Genomic DNA, 16193 nt, shown 5'->3' with positions numbered 1-16193 from the left:
TCCGACGGCGGGGACTACTCGCTGATGTTCGAGTATGCCACCACGCCCCGACGAACCAGGGCGATCGCGCGCTTGCAGGTCTGCTGCAGGTTCCCGGGAAGGTCCGGCACCTTCGCGAGCTGGTCGAGGAGGTCGATGACCTGCTTCGACCAGCGCACGAAGTCACCGGCCGCGAGTTCGGTCCCGCTCAGGGCGGCCTGGAGGGACCGGCCCTGCGCCCACTTGAACATCGGCCACACGAGCGAGAGCTCCGGCTCCCCGGTGACGGGGAGCCGGTGCTGCTCCTCGACGTCGTTGAGCCGCGACCACCGGCGGATGATCGTCTCGACCGAACCTTCCAGCGCCACGCTCGGCATGACCGGGCGCAGTCCGCGCTCCTCACGCTTGGCCTGGTACACGAGCACGGTGATGACCGCGGCGAGCTCGGTCGCGTCGAGGTCGCCGAACGCCCCGTCCTCGATGCTGAGGGCGATCAGGAGGTCCTTCTCCCCGTAGATCCGCCGGAGCTTCTGGCCGGAGGCACTGACGGCGACACCGGCGTCGCTGTACTCGAGGTAGCCGTAGTGTCCGAGGACGTCCGAGACGCGGTCGAAGGTCTTGGCGATCGTGTTCGTGCGGCCCCGGATCTGGCCGGCGAGCCTGTCGGTCTCCCGGCGCAGTTTCCCCCACCGTTCGGCCCAGCGTGCGTGCTGTTCGCGTTCGCTGCACCCGTGGCAGGGGTGGGCGCGGAGGCGGCGCCGGAGGTCCGTGATCGCGCGTTCCTCCGCGGCCGCCGACGCCGAGTACCCGGCGGACACCCGATCGGCGCCCTGGCGGGGCGGCCGGTTCTCCTGCAGCGCGTTCCGGAGGGACGAGGTGAGGTCGCGCCGGTCCTTCGGGCTGCGCGCACTGAAGTGCTTCGGGATGCGGATGCGGGAGAGGACCTCGACGGGCCCGTCGAGGTCCTGCACCCCGACGCGGCGGATCTGCGTCTCGAGCGTGAGGACCGTGGGCCGGGGCTCCCGCGATGTGTCGCCGTCCAGCACCACGGCGAACCCCTGGCTCCGTCCGCCGGGCACGTCGATCACGTCCCCGGGCCGCAGCGATTCGAGCGAGGACTCGGCTGCGGATCGCAGGGTCCGGGACCTGTCCCGGGATGCCCGGGATTCCAGGTCGGACAGTTCGCGCCGCAGGTTCGCGTACTCGCGGAAATCCCCGAGGTGGCAGGTCATGGACTTCTCGTAGCCCTTGAGGGATTCCTCGCGACTGCGCACCTGCTTCGCGAGCCCCACCACGGAGCGGTCCGCCTGGAACTGCGCGAAGGAGGTCTCGAGGATCTCGCGGGACCGTCCCTGCCCGAACTGGGCCATGAGGTTGATGCTCATGTTGTAGGTGGGGCGGAAGCTGGAGTTCAGCGGGTAGGTGCGCCGGGAGGCGAGGCCGGCCACCGCCCCCGGGTCGGTGCCGGGCTGCCAGAGGACGACGGCGTGGCCCTCGACGTCGATTCCGCGGCGGCCCGCCCTGCCCGTGAGCTGCGTGTACTCCCCCGCCGTCACGTTCACGTGGGCTTCACCGTTGAACTTGTCGAGCTTCTCCAGCACGACGGTGCGGGCGGGCATGTTCACGCCCAGGGCCAGGGTCTCGGTGGCGAACACAGCCTTGACCAGGCCCGCGGCGAACAGCTTCTCGACGATCTCCTTGAAGGTCGGCAGCATCCCCGCGTGGTGGGCTGTGAAACCGCGGATGAGGCCTTCACGCCAGGTCCAGAATCCGAGGATCTCGAGGTCCTCCCGGGGGATGTCCATCGTGGCGGCGTCGACGGTCTCGCTGATCTCGTCGCGCTCGTCCTCCGTGGTGAGCCACAGCCCGGCGTGCAGGCATTGGGTGACGGCCACCTCGCAGCCGGCCCTCGAGAAGATGAACGTGATGGCGGGGAGGAGGTCCGAGCGATCCAGGGCTGCGATCACCTGGGGCCTCGTGGCGCGGCGGATCATCGTCGTCGGGGGCGGCCCGCCGCGACCGTTGCGCTGCTTGCCGCGCCGTCCTCCGCCACCCCAGCCGGCGCGCTGGTTCATCCGGATCTCGCTGCTGGCCAGCTCGAGCAGCTCGGGATTCACGTCGTACTGGTCGCGGGCGCCGGCGCCGGCGTCCGCCCCGGCTGGCGCCGCCTCGTCGAAGGCGATGTCGCCGGCGAACAGGTCCATCAGGTCCTGGCCGACCATGACGTGCTGCCAGAGGGGCACGGGCCGGTGTTCCGACACGACGACGTCGGTGTCTCCCCGCACGGTGTCCAGCCACGCGCCGAACTCCTCCGCGTTGGACACGGTGGCGCTCAGGGACACCAGCTTCACCTCGGTGGGCAGGTGGATGATCACTTCCTCCCACACGGCGCCCCGGAACCGGTCGGCCAGGTAGTGCACCTCGTCCATCACCACGTAGCCGAGGTTGTCGAGGGCGTCGGAATTGGCATAGAGCATGTTGCGCAGTACTTCGGTGGTCATCACGATCACGTCGGCGTCGCCGTTGATGCTCGTGTCCCCCGTCAGCAGTCCTACGCGGTCACTGCCGTGCACGGCGGCCAGCTCCGAGTACTTCTGGTTGCTGAGTGCCTTGATGGGCGTGGTGTAGAACGCCTTGAGGCCGTGCTGGAGCGCCATGAAGACGGCGAACTCGCCGACCACCGTCTTGCCGGCCCCGGTGGGTGCAGCGACGAGCACTCCCCTGTCCGCCTCGAGTGCGGTGCAGGCTTCCCGCTGGAACGGATCGAGGTCGAAATCGAGGGTCTGCTCGAAATGGAACAGCTGCGTCCGGGAGTGGTCCGTGCGGGCCCTTGCAGCTGCGTATCTCTCCGCGGGGGTGTTCATCGTTCCACCCTAGACGCTTCACAGGGGCCCGGCACGCGGCGCCATCGCGCCGGGCCCGGCGGTGGATCGCCCTTGCGGGAGTGCGGCCCGGCGTGTCTCGGCCTAGAGGGCGTCCAGGGGTGTGGCGCTGTCCGCGGTGGCCTCGACGGCCGCTTCGCGGGCCGCGGTGCGGCGGGCCCGGCGCTTGTCGTTGAGCAGGCACAGCCCGATCGCGACGAAGAACAGCAGCAGCAGGGGCACCGCGAGGTAGAACATGCTCAGCGCGTCTCCGCCGGGCGCCGCCATCGCGGCGAACAGGCACACCAGGAAGACGGTGATCCGCCACGCCTTGAGGATCTGCTTGCCCGAGACCAGCCCGACCATGTTCAGCCCGACCAGCACCACGGGCAGCAGGAACGCGATCCCGAATGCCAGCATCAGCCGCAGCACGAAGGTGAAGTACACCGAGACGCTGATGTAGTTGGAGAAGTCCTCCGGCGTGAACTCGGTCAGCACCCGCACCGCGTTGGGCAGGATCAGCCAGGCCAGGGCGATGCCGGCGAGGAACAGCGGGAACGCGACCGCGATGAAGGCCAGCGCGATCCGCCGCTCCTTGGTCTTCAGCCCCGGGGTGATGAACGCCCACAGCTGGTACAGCCACACCGGGCTGGAGAGCACCAGGCCCAGGAACACCGACACCTGGATGAGCAGGTCGAACGGGGACGCCGCACTGTCGAAGTTCAGCGACGCCGTGCGACCCTCCTGCCCGTTGATCGCGATGATCGGGGCCGCCAGGGCACGCAGCACCGGTTCGTAGACGAAGAAGCCCACCACGGTCGCGGCGATGACCGCGATCGCCGACTTGAACAGCCGGTTGCGGGCCTCGCGCAGGTGCTCCTTCAGGGCCATGCGCCCCTCGGGGTTGGCCTTCCTGCCGCGCTTGCGCGCGTGTGCGGGTGACACGGGGAGGATCCTGCCTACTGGCTGGTGTGCGGGTTACCGCTCTGCTGCGCCGGACCCGCCTGCCCCTGGCCGTCGGCGACCCGTGCATCGGTGGCCGGGGACGTGCCGTGGGGCTGCTGCGCCGGACCCTGCGGCTGGACGGGTGTCTGGTAGGTGGGCGTGTACGTCTGCGGTGCGGGGGTGTTCACCACACGGCCCTCCACGGGATCCGTGCCGGCCTCACCCGTGTTGTTCTCGTCCTTCATCTGCTTCACCTCGGACTTGAAGATGCGCAGGGACTGTCCCACGCTACGTGCCAGTCCGGGCAGCTTCGGCGCGCCGAACAGGACGATCGCAAGAACGATGATGATGACGATGTGCCAGCCTTCGAGCCTCATGCCCATTTCCTCTCGTTGGTTCACGCTCGAGTTTAGTTCACAGGTGGGGCATGTCCTGCAGGAGCTGCGGCTGTTCGCGCCCGGCCCGCGTCGCGACGCGCCGCGCACGCCGGTCGTCGATGCGGCGGGTCCTCGCCAGTGCGCGGGCCGCACGGACCGTGTCCGGTGCCGAGAAGACGGCAGGGACGGGGATGCCCGGCACGGCCGAGGGGGCCGCTCCCGCACGGTCGTCCGCGGCGTCGGCGGGGGGCACGTTCACCTGGAGGCGGTCCATCGCTTCCCCGAATTCACCGAGAGTTCGCATTCCGCGGCGGAAGACGCGGAAGCCGACGACGACGAGGAAGATCACGCTGACCGCCACCAGCGCAACCCACAGCACGATCCACATCCACCAGAGCATGGTCCCAGTCTAGGCCAGGGCCTGGTGCGCGCGGGCTGCCTCGAGCCACCGCAGGGTCTCCTCGCGCAGTCCGGCGGGAGCGATGACCGCCGCCGACCCTCCGAGTCCGGCCACGAGGCCCGGGATCCAGGTACTGGACGCCACTTTGAGGCGCGCGGCCAGTCGGTCCTCGCCGAGCTCCTGCACGGCGTCGGCGTTGTACTGCGCCGCGATCCAGCGGGCCCGCGGCTCGAGCAGCAGCGTGACGGCGAGGTCGGCGTCCCCGGAGCGGTAGGGCGAGACGCTCCGCCGGTCCTGGGCGAGGAACTCCTCGTCCAGGTCGGCGGTGGCCGGCTGATCCGTCAGGGTGGCGCGCTGGATTCGGTCCAGCCGGAAGTTCCTCAGTCCGTCGGAGTCGACGCTCCAGGCCTCGAGGTACCACGTGTCCTGGTGGAGGAAGATGCGGACCGGCTCGAGGAGGCGGTGCGTGATCTCGTCGCGTGTCGGCACGAAATAGTCGACGTCCACGCGCACGTTCGAGTGCAGGGCGGCCTGCAGCACCTCGAGCGTCGGGTCGACGTCGTCCTCCGTGAGCTTGGTGGCCACGGCCGTCCCGATGCGCGCGGCGTCACCGGTCGCGGCGGTGAGCTTGGTCTGGGCGCTGACGATCGCCTCGTTGTTCCGCATGCCGGGCAGCTCCCGGAGGGCCTGCAGCCCGACGACCAGGGAGCACGCCTCGTCCATGCTGAGCTTCACGGGCTCCGCCAGGTCGCGGGCGTTGGTGAGGTAGATCCTGTCCTCCTCGATGTTCACGTCCATCAGCCCGTCGGGGTAATGGCGCGGTCCGCTGACGAACAGCAGGTCGAGGTCCTTGGTCAGCTGGCCCTCGGTGACGTCGAACCTCCGCGCCGTGTCACCCACCTCCGCCCCCGGATGGGCCAGGAGGTACGGGACGAGGTCGAGCAGGCGGAGCAGGTGGTCCTGGGAGGAGGACTTGCGCCGGGGCGCGGGGCGGGCGCTTCCGGTGATCTCGAGGTGCTCCGGCGCCGCGAGGGCCGCCCCGTGGGCTCCGTCGAGGAGCCGGACGACCTCCGCGGCCAGGTCCTGCGGTTCCTCGACCCTGGCATTGGTGCCGAGGCCCGCGATGGTCGCGGCCATGGGGCTCGACGCCGCGTAGGGCACCCGGAGGACGTCCCACTCCTCCCCCGTCTGCACGAGCTCCGCGTCCTTGCGGACGCGCAGCACCTGGCAGGAGCCGGGACGCGCCGCGATGACGGCGGTCCGGTCGGGCTCGCTGCGGGACAGGGAGGAGAGCGTCTGGTTCATGTCGAAGGACGGCGGCACGTCGAAGGTGCCCTGGAGGATGACGGGCTCGCCGGTCATGCGCGAGAGGCGGAAGAAGCGTTCGGCCTTGCGCGTCGTGTCGAAGCCGACGACGTACCAGTGGCCGAAGCGCGCGCCCATCCCCCAGGGATGCACCGTGCGTACCTCCTCGCGGCCCGTGCTCGCAGCCCGGTACGGGAACCGGAGGGGGGCGCGGGAGGTCAGGGCCTGCCACACGGTGTCCCAGTAGGGCGCGTCCGTGGTGATGCGCGGCTGGATGAGCGGGGTGAGCTCGATGCCGCCGTCGATGCTGCGGGAGCTCAGTTTCCGCAGGGCGCGGGACGCCGCGGAGTCGAGCGACCCCTGGTCCCAGACTCCCGCTGCGAGATTGAGGACGGCGTACTCCTCGGGCAGGAAGGTCACGCCGCCGAGACGGTAGTCCTCGGCGCTGATCCGGTACCGCTGCACGGTGTTGTCGTTGTCGAACAACGCGTCCTCGCTGAAGGACTCCAGCGGGATGCCCTGCTCGCGCAGCGCCGCCTTGTCGCGGTCGAAGAGCTTCTCGCGGGCCGCGACCGACGTCGCCTCGCGGTAGAGGTCGATCTCCTCGAACAGTTCCTCCTTCGTGAACCCACGACGGCTCGACAGGAGCATGATCACGAGGGTGAGGAGGCGTTCGGTACGTTTTGCGGACACGGTGAAACCCTACCTTCACGGGGGCGACGGAAGGGACGCACACCGACCGTGGTCGACGTACGTCCCTTCCGTGTGGTGGTGCCGCGGTTCCGCGGCCGTGCAGGTGGTGCTAGCGGACGCCGAGCAGATCGACGACGAAGATGAGCGCCTCGTTCGGGCCGATCGCCGACCCGGCGCCGTTGGCGCCGTAGGCGAGCTCGGACGGGATCTCGAGGCGTCGGCGTCCGCCGACCTTCATGCCGAGGAGGCCCTGGTCCCAGCCCTGGATGACCTGGCCGACGCCGACCTTGAAGTCGAGCGGGGCCCCCCGGTTCCAGGAGGCGTCGAATTCCTCGCCCGTGGAGAAGGCGACACCGACATAGTGGGTGGAGACGGTGTTGCCCGGCTTCGCCTCGTCGCCGGTGCCCGTGATGATGTCCTCGATGACGAGGTCGGTGGGGGCGTCGTGGGCGGGGAAGTCGATCTCGGGCTTCTGCCGGTCGAATTCGCGGTGTCCGAATGACATGGATACTCCTTGGGTGCGATGGATGGGTGGTGTGCGGGCCGGTGCTACTCGGCGGCGGTCTTGCCGGTGATCTCGACGAAGAACACGAGGGTGCCGGAGGGGCGTCCCTCGGGAGCCGGGTCCCCGTAACCCCAGGCGCCGGGGATGACCAGGAGGACCTGGGAGCCGACCTTCTGGCCGGCGAGGCCCTTGGTCCAGCCCTCGATGACACCGGTGAGCGGGAACTCGGCGGCCTCGCCGCGCTCGTAGCTGGAGTCGAACTGCTCGCCGTCCTCCCAGCGCCATCCGCTGTAGTTGGCGGTGATGGTGTCCGACTCGGCGACCTCTTCGCCCGTGCCCTCCTTGAGGACCTTCACGACGAGGTCCTCGGAGGGCTCGTTGTCGGGGATGGTGACCGCGGGCGCGCCCTTGTCGTCGAAGGTGAACGTGGGCAGCTTGCCGTCGTCGTCGAGCTTCTTGACGTCCTCCGGGGAGAGCACCTCGGGCTCGGCCGGTGGCTGCTCGGCGGAGATGACCTTCAGGACGATCAGCTGCTCAGGGGTGGCCTGCTGGCCTTCCACGGGCTCCGGTGCGGGACGGGTGTAGGCCACCTGCGCGCCGACCTTCGACCCGGTCAGGACCTCGTAGAGCTCGGCGTCCTGCTCCTTCAGCATGTCGTCGACCGGGAGGACCTGGGGTTCGCCCTGGCTGTAGGTGTCACCGAGGACCTCGCCGTCCTCGGCGTTGAGGGAGACGAGCTGGTACATGACCTGCTCGCCGGCTTCGATGGCGTCCCCATCCCCCTCCACGACGGTCCTCGCGGCCACACCGGTGATGTCGAGCGGTTCATCGAACTCGACGGTCGGTGCCTCCTCGTCGGTCCCGCCCGAGACTTCGACCGACTCGAGGATCTCGGCGGCGCCGGCCGACGTCCCCGAGGAATCCCCCGTCAGGTCGTCCGTCGTCGGCCCGCCGCAGGCCGCCAGGGACAGCGTGAGCGCAAGAGAGGTTGCAAGTACTTTTCGCACGAAGCTACTTTCGGTTGGGTGTCCGGTCCAGGCCGCCCGTGGAACAAAGGGCCCTGATAAGCCTAACGGCAACGGGGGCACGGTTGCTCCTGTGAATCTGCTGGCAGCACCCTGTCAGCGTGCCGTCAGCGTCCCGTCAGTGGTGCCATGGGCGCGGCTGCGAGCAGGCTGCCGGCCGTCGTCGTCGGCCTCACAATTGCTGCAGGAGTGCCTCGACCCGCTCGTCGACGGAGGCGAAAGGGTCCTTGCAGAGGATGGTCTGCTGAGCTCTGTCGTTGAGCTTGAGGTGCACCCAGTCGACCGTGTAGTCGCGGTTCGCCTCCTTGGCACGCCGGACGAACTCGCCCCGGAGCCGCGCCCGTGTGGTCTGGGGAGGCACGTCCACCGCCTCCTTCACTGCCGTCTCCTCGACGACGCGGGCGGCTTCCCCCCGCGCCTGGAGGAGGAAGAACAGCCCGCGTGTGCGGGAGATGTCGTGGTAGGTGAGGTCGAGCTGCGCCGCCTTCGCCGAATCGAGGTCGTCGCCGGACCGGGCCAGGTACCGGTCGATCAGCTTCTTCTTGATCGCCCAGTCGACCTCCCTGTCGATGTGCGCGGTGTTCCCCGTCTCCACCGCGTCGAGGGCGCGCTCCCACAGGTCCAGCACTGCGGGCACGTGCTGGTTGTGTGCGCCGTTCCGCTCGACGAAGGCCGTCGCCCGCGCCAGGTACTCGCGCTGCATCTCGAGCGCCGTCATGTGGCGGCCGTTGGCGAGTTTGAGGAGCTGGCGGCCCGTGAGGTCGTGGGAGATCTCACGGATGCTGCGGATGGGGTTCTCCAGGCGGTAGTCGCGCATCAGCTCCCCCGCCTCGACCATCCGCAGCAGCAGGTCCACGGAACCGATCTTGAGCAGCGTGGTGGTCTCGGACATGTTCGAATCACCGGCGATGACGTGCAGCCGGCGGTAGTGCTCGGCGTCGGCGTGCGGCTCGTCCCTGGTGTTGATGATCGGCCGTGAGCGGGTCGTGGCGGAGGAGATGCCCTCCCACAGGTGGTCCGCGCGCTGGGAGAAGGCGTAGATGGACCCGGTCTGCGTCTTCAGGACCTTGCCGGCGCCGACGAGCAGCTGGCGCGTCACGAGGAACGGGATGAGGATGTCGGCGAGCCGGGAGAACTCGAGCTTGCGGGGTATGAGGTAGTTCTCGTGGCTGCCGTAGGAGTTGCCCGCTGAGTCGGTGTTGTTCTTGAAGAGGTAGATCCGGCCGTCGTAGCCCTCCTGCGACAGCTTCCGCTGCGCCTCGGAGACGAGGTCCTCCAGGATGAGCTCGCCGGCCCGGTCGTGGGCGACGAGCTGGGCGAGGTCGTCGCACTCCGCGGTGGCGTATTCGGGGTGGGACCCGACGTCGAGGTACAGCCGGGACCCGTTCGTCAGGAAGACGTTGGAGGACCTGCCCCAGCTGACCACCTTGCGGAAGAGGTAGCGGGCCACCTCCTCCGGGGACAGCGGGCGGGAGTTGGGCCCCGAGTAGGAGATCCCGAACTCGGTCTCTATGCCGAAGATGCGCCGGTCCATCAGGTGTCCTGTCCGCCCTGGAGCATGGTCTCGAGTTCGGGTCCGCCGATCCTGCGGAACGCGCGATGGCTTCCGCGCAGGGTGTCCGGGTCGCGTTCGAGGAACGCGACCTCGAGGACCGAGGAGTCGAGGGCGGGGAGCTCCGGCCGGTCGCCGTCGGCACCCGCGGGGGTGGCGGCGCTCGCGAGGGCGCGGGCAGCGGCGCGGACGCCTTCGGCCAGGCCGACGCCCGCGGACCAGGTGCCGCGGAGCGCGCCGACGACGGCGTCGGCCGCGCCGCCCATGACCACGAAGCCCGCCTCGTCGGCGATGGAGCCGTCGAAGGTGAGCCGGTAGAGGTGGTCGGCGTCCTGGGTGCGACCCACCTCGGCCACCACGAGCTCCACCTCGAAGGGTTTGCTCTCGGCCGTGAACACGGCACCGAGGCTCTGCGCGTACACGCTGGCGAGGCCGCGCGCCGTGACGTCCTGGCGCGCGTAGGAGTAGCCGCGGACGTCCGCATAGCGGACCCCGGCCTGGCGGAGGCTCTCGAACTCGTTGTACTTGCCGACCGCCGCGAAGGCGATGCGGTCGTAGATCTCGCCGAGCTTGTGCAGGGACGGCGACGGGTTCTGTGCGACGAGGGCGATCCCGTCCCGGCAGCTCATCACCACCACCGACCGGCCGCGCCCGATACCCTTCCGCGCGAAGTCGGCGCGGTCCTTCATCAGCTGTTCGGGCGAGACGTAGAACTGCTGGGTCATGGCCTATGCCTCCCGGCCCGCGGAGGAACGGGCATCGATGATGGTGTGTGCCACGGCTTCGAGGTCCCGCTCCGGGACGCGGCGCGTGCCTGCAGCGTCCACGACGTAGACCACGGGCCACAGGCCGCGCACGGTGTCCGGGCCGCCGGTCGCGGAGTCGTCGTCCGCCGCGTCGTAGAGTGCCTCGACGGCCACGCGGACGGCGGACGCCTCGTCCAGCCGCGGATTCCACAGTTTCTTGAGCGCCCCGCGGGCGAAGACCGAGCCGGATCCCACGGAGTGGTGCTCGTGTTCCTCGTAGCGGCCTCCCGTGACGTCGAACGAGAAGAGGCGGCCGAGATGCCGGTCGGTGTCGAAGCCGGCGAAGAGCGGCACGACGGCGAGGCCCTGCATGGCCATCGGGAGGTTCTGCCGGACCATCGCGGCCAGGCGGTTGGCCTTGCCGTCCAGGCTCATCATGGTCGCCTCGATCTTCTCGTAATGCTCCAGCTCCACCTGGAAGAGCCGCGCCAGGTCGACGCCGATGCCGGCGCTGCCGGCGATCCCGAGCACCGAGGAGTGGTCCGCGGGGAACACCTTCTCGATGTGGCGGCTGGCGATCACGTTGCCCATCGTCGCCCGCCGATCGCCGGCCATGAGCACGCCCCCCGGGAAGGTGAGCGACACGATCGTCGTCGCGTGCGGGGCCAGATGGGAGGCATCCGAGGACGACGTCACGGGCCCCAGGGTCCGGTTCGACGGCAGCATTGCCGGATGGTGCGCGCCCAGATAATCGGCAAAGGACGTCGAGGCGGCCCGTGGGACCGCTACCGCGGCATCATCCGGAAGCATCCGCTACTGGCCACCCTTCTGCACGAAGCCGCGGACGAATTCCTCGGCGTTGGATTCGAGGACGCCGTCGATCTCGTCGAGCAGGTCGTCGACGCCCTGGGTCTGGCCGGAGTCCTGCGCGGCAGCGGGCGGCGCGGGGGCGGGGTCGGGGAGTTCCTCCTCCTCCGCCGCGGAGGACGATCCGCCGGTATTTCTGCGGTCCTGTGTCGCCACGGTATCCACCCTTTCCGTAGTCGTGATCAGTTCGGAGGTCAGGCTCCTATGGTGCCACGCGCCGATCCGGGTCGCTCAACAATTGGGCGAGGAAATCCTCGGCATCCGTGGCTGCATCGAACAACGCCCCGGTGAGCGCCGCCGTGCCCCGCAGCGGTTCGCGGGTCTGGACGCGCTGCAGCCTCCGCTGGCCCGGGAGTTCGAAGATCAGCGAGTCCCAGCTGGCCCCTACCACCTCTGCGGGGTACTCGGCGATGCACCGGCCGCGGAAGTAGGCCCGCGTGTCCCGGGGCGGTTCGACGGCGGCGCGCGCGACGACGGCGGGGTCGACGAGCAGATCGACGTCGCCCCTGCGGGCCAGCCGCTGGTAGATGCCCTTCTCGGGCCGGAGGTCGGCGTACTGCAGGTCGATGAGCGCGAGGCGTGGGTCGGTCCACGCCAGACCGTCCCGGGCCCGGTACGCCTCGAGGACCTTCAGCTTCGCGATCCAGTCGACCTGCCGGGCGGCCTCCATCGGATCGCGCCGCAGCGTCACCAGCAGTGACTGCCAGCGGTCGACGACGTCGCGCGTCTGCCGGTCCGCGTCAGCGGGCAGCGCTGCCACGACCGCGTTGCAGTAGATCTCCTGCAGGTCCAGCGCGGTCAGGCTCCGCCCGTCCTTCAGCCGGACCTGCACCGTCAAGGAGGGGTCATGGCTGATGGCCTGCAGCGCCTCGACCGGGTCCTCGAGCTGCGGCACCGGCGCGAGGCCCTGCTCGATGAGGGAGAGGACGAGAGCGGTGGTGCCCACCTTCAGATAGTTCGACACCTCGCTCAGGTTCGCGTCGCCGATGATGACGTGCAGTCGCCGGTACTTCTCGGCGACGGCGTGGGGCTCGTCCCGCGTGTTGATGATGGGGCGCCGGACCGTCGTCTCGAGGCCGATCTCGTTCTCGAAGAAGTCGGCGCGCTGGCTGATCTGGAATCCGGGCTCCTGGTTGAGGGGACCGAGGCCCACCCGCCCGGCACCGCAGACGACCTGGCGTGAGACGAAGAACGGGATGAGCGCCTCCGCGAGCTTCGAGAACGGCACGCTCCGGGGGACGAGGTAGTTTTCGTGCGAGCCGTAGGACACGCTCTTGTTGTCCGTGTTGTTCTTGTAGAGGATCACGGGCGAGAAGCCGGGCGTGGTCCTGATGCGTTCCATCGCGGCGACGGCCACGTGATCCCCGGCGCGGTCCCAGAGCACGGCGTCGAGGGGGTTGGTTACCTCGGGCGAGGAATACTCCGGGTGGGCATGGTCCACGTAGAGCCGGGCCCCGTTGTTGAGCACCAGGTTCATGAGCACGGCGGCCTCGGCGGGCTCCCCGCGTTCGAGCGCGATCTGTTCGGCGCTGAGCTCCACGGGCTCGTCCGTCAGCTGGCTCGGGTGCGCGCTGCCGCGGTCCATCCTGAAGCCGCGGGCGTCGGTCAGCGGCGTCTCGTCCGTATAGTCCCAGCGGGTGCCCACGAGGTTGCCCAGCCCTTCGCGCAGGGTGGCGGCGTAGGCGTTGACCACCTGCGAGGACAGCAGCGTCGGATTCGCCGACGGCAGGGCCGGCGCGATGATGCCGTACTCGGTCTCGGTCCCCATGACGCGGTGGACGGAGATCCCGTCACCGACGGCGGGCAGCTCCCCCGGCTGTCCGACCGCCCGTCCGCCCGTGACGATCACAGATACTGGCCGGTGTTCGCCGTCGTCTCGATCGACTTGCCCGGTTCCTGGCCCGCCTTGCCCTGCACGATGGTGCGGATGTACGTGATGCGCTCGCCCTTCTTGCCGGAGATGCGCGCCCAGTCGTCGGGGTTCGTGGTGTTGGGCATGTCCTCGTGCTCGCGGAACTCGTCCACCACGGCCCGCATCAGATGCTCGATGCGCAGGCCCTTGCTGCCGTCGAGGAGGAGGTCCTTGATGGCGTACTTCTTCGCACGGTCCACGACGTTCTGGATGACGGCGCCGGAGTTGAAATCCTTGAAGTACAGCATCTCGGTGTCCCCGTTGGCGTAGGTCACCTCGAGGTACTCGTTGGACTTGTCCGTCGAGTACATCTGTTCGACCGTGCGCCGGATCATCTCGGCGATCGTGGTCTGCGGGTCGTTGCCGTTCTCGGCGAGGTCGTCCGCGTGCAGCGGCAGGTCCGCCGTGATGTATTTCGCGAAGATCTCGGCGGCGCCCTCGGCGTCGGGCCTCTGGATCTTGATCTTCACGTCCAGCCGCCCCGGCCGGAGGATGGCGGGGTCGATCATGTCCTCGCGGTTGGAGGCGCCGATGACGATCACGTTCTCGAGCTTCTCGACGCCGTCGATCTCGCTGAGCAGCTGCGGGACGATCGTCGTCTCGACGTCGGAGGACACACCGGTGCCGCGCGTGCGGAACAGGGAGTCCATCTCGTCGAAGAACACGACGACGGGGCTTCCGTCCGAGGCCTTCTCCCGTGCACGGGCGAAGATGAGCCGGATGTGGCGCTCGGTCTCGCCGACGTACTTGTCCAGCAGCTCGGGGCCCTTGATGTTCAGGAAGTAGCTGCGGATCTGCTCGACGCCGGCGCGCTCGGCCGCGCGGGCGGCCAGCGAGTTGGCGACGGCCTTCGCGATGAGGGTCTTCCCGCAGCCCGGCGGCCCGTAGAGGAGGATGCCCTTGGGCGGCTTGAGCCCGTGCTCCCGGTAGAGGTCGGGGTGCAGGAACGGGAGCTCGACGGCGTCGCGGATCTGCTCGATCTGCGGACCGAGCCCGCCGATGTCGCCGTACGCGATGTCCGGGACCTCCTCGAGCACGAGGTTCTCCACCTCGCTGCGCGGCACCTTCTCCAGGCCGTAGCCGGACTTCGTGTCGACGGCGAGGGCGTCGCCCACCCGGATCTTCTCGGCCTGGAGCGGCCCGCTGAGCTTGATCACGCGTTCGTCGTCCGTGCGTCCCACCACGAGCGCGCGGTCGGTGCCCATGAGTTCCTTGACGGTGACGATCTCCCCGGCGCGTTCGAAGCCGAGGGCCGCGACGATGGTGAGGGACTCGTTGAGGAGCACTTCCTGGCCGGGCGCGAGCTGGCGGACGTTGATGAGCGGGCTGACGGTGACGCGCAGCTTCCGGCCGGACTGCAGGATGTCCGCGGTGTCCTGCACCGTCGCCTCGGTGGTGGTGCCGGGCTCGGACGGGCGCCTCGGGTTCACCTGCATCACGGTGGCGAAGCTGAAGGGGGCCGCGCCTTCCTTCTCGAGCGCCGCCTTCAACCGGACGATCTCGGTGCGCGCGGCTTTGAGCGCGGTGACGAGCTTCCCGTTGTTCTGGGTGGCTGCCGCGAGGTGGCGGTCGATATGGCGCAGCTTGTCCCGCAGGACGTTCAGCTGGCGCTGTGCGGCGGAGTTGTCGACGAGCGGGTGGCTCGGCTCCCGCGAGCCGTGGGCTGGAGCGTGGTCATCGGATTCCGGCATTTCGGTTCGCCACCTTCGGTTCGACCTTCAGCTGTCGTTCGACCTTAGCGCAGACGCCTGTCCACGATGTGCAGTGTTGCTGCCCCGGGTTAACGCATGAGGCTCGGCGGCTTCTCCCCGTCACCGGAGGCCGGGACACGGCGGACACGGCGCGCGGCCACGGCACGCGCCCCCGGGAGGCCGCCCGGCACCGCCCGGGGACGGTGCCGGAGCACGGGGCGACCTACTCGACCGTGCCGCCGTCGGCGATCGCGTCGCGGCGGGCCTGGGCCTCCTCGGCGGGAAGGGAGCCCCGCTGGATGGTCGACGCCGCATCCCGGGCGACGCGGCGCAGCCTCTTGTCGGAGACCTCGCGCTCCCCCACGGCCTGCGGCGTCCAGGCGTTGAGGTCCTCCTCGCTGAACCCGGTCTTGGAGGGCCGGCGCTTCGGGGTGAAACCGACGGTACCCTCGGCCAGCCTGCGGGTGGTGAGCAGGAACCCGGTGTGGGCGACCATCCGGTGGTCGGGACGCACGGCGAGGCCCTCGAGGTGCCAGCCGCGCACCATGGACTCCCAACCCTCGGGCTCCGTGAAGCGGCCGTCCGCGCGGATGGCCTCGGCGGTGCGGGAGAGCTGGGTGACCGTGGCCACGTAGCTGATCCACACGCCCCCGGCGTTCAGCACGGTGGCGACGGCGTCGAGGCACTCCCAGGGCGCCAGCATGTCCAGGACCACACGGTCCACCGATCCGGGCTCCTCCTGGGCGAGGACCTGCTCCTGGAAGTCGCCGAGGGTGATCTGCCAGGCCGGGTGCGGTCCGCCGAAGATCGTCTCGACGTTGCCGCGGGCGATGTCAGCGAATTCCTCGCGGCGCTCGAAGGAATGCAGGTAGCCGTCGTCGCCCACGGCGCGCAGCAGCGAGATGGACAGCGCCCCGGAGCCCACGCCGGCCTCGACGACGCGCGCGCCCGGATAGATGTCGGCCATCGTGACGATCTGCCCGGCGTCCTTCGGGTAGACGACAGCCGCGCCGCGCGGCATGGACAGCACGAAGTCCGACAGGAGCGGACGGAGTGCCTGGTACAGCTGCCCGCTGGTGTTCTCCAGGATCGTGCCCTCGGTGGCGCCGATGAGCGCGTCGTGCTGGAGGAAGCCCTTGTGGGTGTGGAACGCACCGCCGGGCGTGAGGGTGATGGTGTTCATCCGACCCTTCTCGTCGGTCAGCTGCACGCGCTCGCCGGCGCGGAACGGTCCGCGGCGGGCCGCTGCGCCGTGCGGGCCTGCAGATGCTTCGGGTGTGGGGGTGGTGCTCATGGGTGGTCCTTCGGCGTGGGCCGGCGGGGCCGGCATGAATG

Annotated in this window: 13 protein-coding genes and 1 pseudogene; all 14 read right to left on the bottom strand. The window is 69.5% G+C overall.

Features of this window, described 5'->3' with window-relative positions:
* Positions 1-14: 14 nt before the first annotated feature.
* The 14 genes and pseudogenes from IWX63_RS13005 to IWX63_RS12940 all read right to left on the bottom strand — a co-directional run bounded on the left by IWX63_RS13005 (position 15) and on the right by IWX63_RS12940 (position 16152).
* A complete protein-coding gene (locus IWX63_RS13005; protein WP_199278586.1) occupies positions 15-2843 on the bottom strand; it encodes a DEAD/DEAH box helicase in 2829 nt (942 codons plus the stop codon).
* Positions 2844-2945: 102 nt separating this feature from the next.
* Entirely contained in the window at positions 2946-3731 is a 786-nt protein-coding gene (tatC, locus tag IWX63_RS13000; RefSeq protein WP_199278652.1) for a twin-arginine translocase subunit TatC, read from the bottom strand.
* Between the two features lie 68 nt (positions 3732-3799).
* Positions 3800-4162, bottom strand: a complete 363-nt coding sequence (gene tatA, locus IWX63_RS12995; RefSeq protein WP_199278585.1) for a Sec-independent protein translocase subunit TatA — start codon at positions 4160-4162, stop codon at positions 3800-3802.
* A gap of 37 nt (positions 4163-4199) precedes the next feature.
* The gene (locus IWX63_RS12990) at positions 4200-4562 is read right to left on the bottom strand and encodes a hypothetical protein (RefSeq protein WP_199278584.1); all 363 of its coding nucleotides are present in this window, start codon (positions 4560-4562) and stop codon (positions 4200-4202) included.
* Between the two features lie 9 nt (positions 4563-4571).
* Positions 4572-6560 (bottom strand): helix-turn-helix transcriptional regulator, encoded by a 1989-nt coding sequence (locus IWX63_RS12985; protein WP_199278583.1) that lies wholly within the window; start codon positions 6558-6560, stop codon positions 4572-4574.
* 109 nt (positions 6561-6669) lie between these two features.
* The gene (locus IWX63_RS12980; RefSeq protein WP_199278582.1) at positions 6670-7065 is read right to left on the bottom strand and encodes an FKBP-type peptidyl-prolyl cis-trans isomerase; all 396 of its coding nucleotides are present in this window, start codon (positions 7063-7065) and stop codon (positions 6670-6672) included.
* A 44-nt stretch (positions 7066-7109) separates the two neighbouring features.
* Positions 7110-8072, bottom strand: a complete 963-nt coding sequence (locus IWX63_RS12975; protein ID WP_199278581.1) for an FKBP-type peptidyl-prolyl cis-trans isomerase — start codon at positions 8070-8072, stop codon at positions 7110-7112.
* Between the two features lie 190 nt (positions 8073-8262).
* Positions 8263-9624 carry a Pup--protein ligase gene (pafA, locus tag IWX63_RS12970; protein WP_199278580.1) on the bottom strand — a complete coding sequence of 454 codons (1362 nt, stop codon included), beginning with the start codon at positions 9622-9624 and terminating at the stop codon, positions 8263-8265.
* Entirely contained in the window at positions 9624-10367 is a 744-nt protein-coding gene (gene prcA / locus IWX63_RS12965) for a proteasome subunit alpha (protein ID WP_199278579.1), read from the bottom strand. Before prcA ends, pafA begins: the two co-directional genes overlap by 1 nt.
* A gap of 3 nt (positions 10368-10370) precedes the next feature.
* The gene (prcB, locus tag IWX63_RS12960; protein WP_199278578.1) at positions 10371-11198 is read right to left on the bottom strand and encodes a proteasome subunit beta; all 828 of its coding nucleotides are present in this window, start codon (positions 11196-11198) and stop codon (positions 10371-10373) included.
* A 3-nt stretch (positions 11199-11201) separates the two neighbouring features.
* Positions 11202-11411: a ubiquitin-like protein Pup gene (locus IWX63_RS12955; RefSeq protein WP_199278577.1), complete on the bottom strand. Its 210-nt coding sequence runs from the start codon at positions 11409-11411 to the stop codon at positions 11202-11204.
* A 46-nt stretch (positions 11412-11457) separates the two neighbouring features.
* Positions 11458-13023: a depupylase/deamidase Dop gene (gene dop, locus IWX63_RS12950; RefSeq protein ID WP_199278651.1), complete on the bottom strand. Its 1566-nt coding sequence runs from the start codon at positions 13021-13023 to the stop codon at positions 11458-11460.
* A 77-nt stretch (positions 13024-13100) separates the two neighbouring features.
* A pseudogene (gene arc, locus IWX63_RS12945) lies at positions 13101-14783 on the bottom strand (proteasome ATPase); the annotation flags it as partial.
* A 298-nt stretch (positions 14784-15081) separates the two neighbouring features.
* A complete protein-coding gene (locus IWX63_RS12940) occupies positions 15082-16152 on the bottom strand; it encodes a tRNA (adenine-N1)-methyltransferase (protein ID WP_199278575.1) in 1071 nt (356 codons plus the stop codon).
* Positions 16153-16193 lie beyond the last annotated feature (41 nt).

It is taken from the genome of Arthrobacter sp. CAN_A2 (genome assembly GCF_015752045.1).
Lineage (GTDB): Bacteria > Actinomycetota > Actinomycetes > Actinomycetales > Micrococcaceae > Arthrobacter_D.
The sequence above is the reverse complement of the archived record's forward strand: the minus strand, read 5'-3'. Positions and strand labels throughout refer to the sequence as shown.

What these genes read in the sequence shown, in the direction of transcription:
- pafA (WP_199278580.1), bottom strand. Translation starts at nt 9,624, where the DNA reads ATGGACCGGCGCATCTTCGGCATAGAGACCGAGTTCGGGATCTCCTAC.
- dop (WP_199278651.1), bottom strand. Translation starts at nt 13,023, where the DNA reads ATGGGGACCGAGACCGAGTACGGCATCATCGCGCCGGCCCTGCCGTCG.
- prcA (WP_199278579.1), bottom strand. Translation starts at nt 10,367, where the DNA reads ATGACCCAGCAGTTCTACGTCTCGCCCGAACAGCTGATGAAGGACCGC.
- prcB (WP_199278578.1), bottom strand. Translation starts at nt 11,198, where the DNA reads ATGCTTCCGGATGATGCCGCGGTAGCGGTCCCACGGGCCGCCTCGACG.
- IWX63_RS12980 (WP_199278582.1), bottom strand. Translation starts at nt 7,065, where the DNA reads ATGTCATTCGGACACCGCGAATTCGACCGGCAGAAGCCCGAGATCGAC.
- IWX63_RS12940 (WP_199278575.1), bottom strand. Translation starts at nt 16,152, where the DNA reads ATGAGCACCACCCCCACACCCGAAGCATCTGCAGGCCCGCACGGCGCA.
- IWX63_RS13005 (WP_199278586.1), bottom strand. Translation starts at nt 2,843, where the DNA reads ATGAACACCCCCGCGGAGAGATACGCAGCTGCAAGGGCCCGCACGGAC.
- tatA (WP_199278585.1), bottom strand. Translation starts at nt 4,162, where the DNA reads ATGAGGCTCGAAGGCTGGCACATCGTCATCATCATCGTTCTTGCGATC.
- IWX63_RS12990 (WP_199278584.1), bottom strand. Translation starts at nt 4,562, where the DNA reads ATGCTCTGGTGGATGTGGATCGTGCTGTGGGTTGCGCTGGTGGCGGTC.
- tatC (WP_199278652.1), bottom strand. Translation starts at nt 3,731, where the DNA reads ATGGCCCTGAAGGAGCACCTGCGCGAGGCCCGCAACCGGCTGTTCAAG.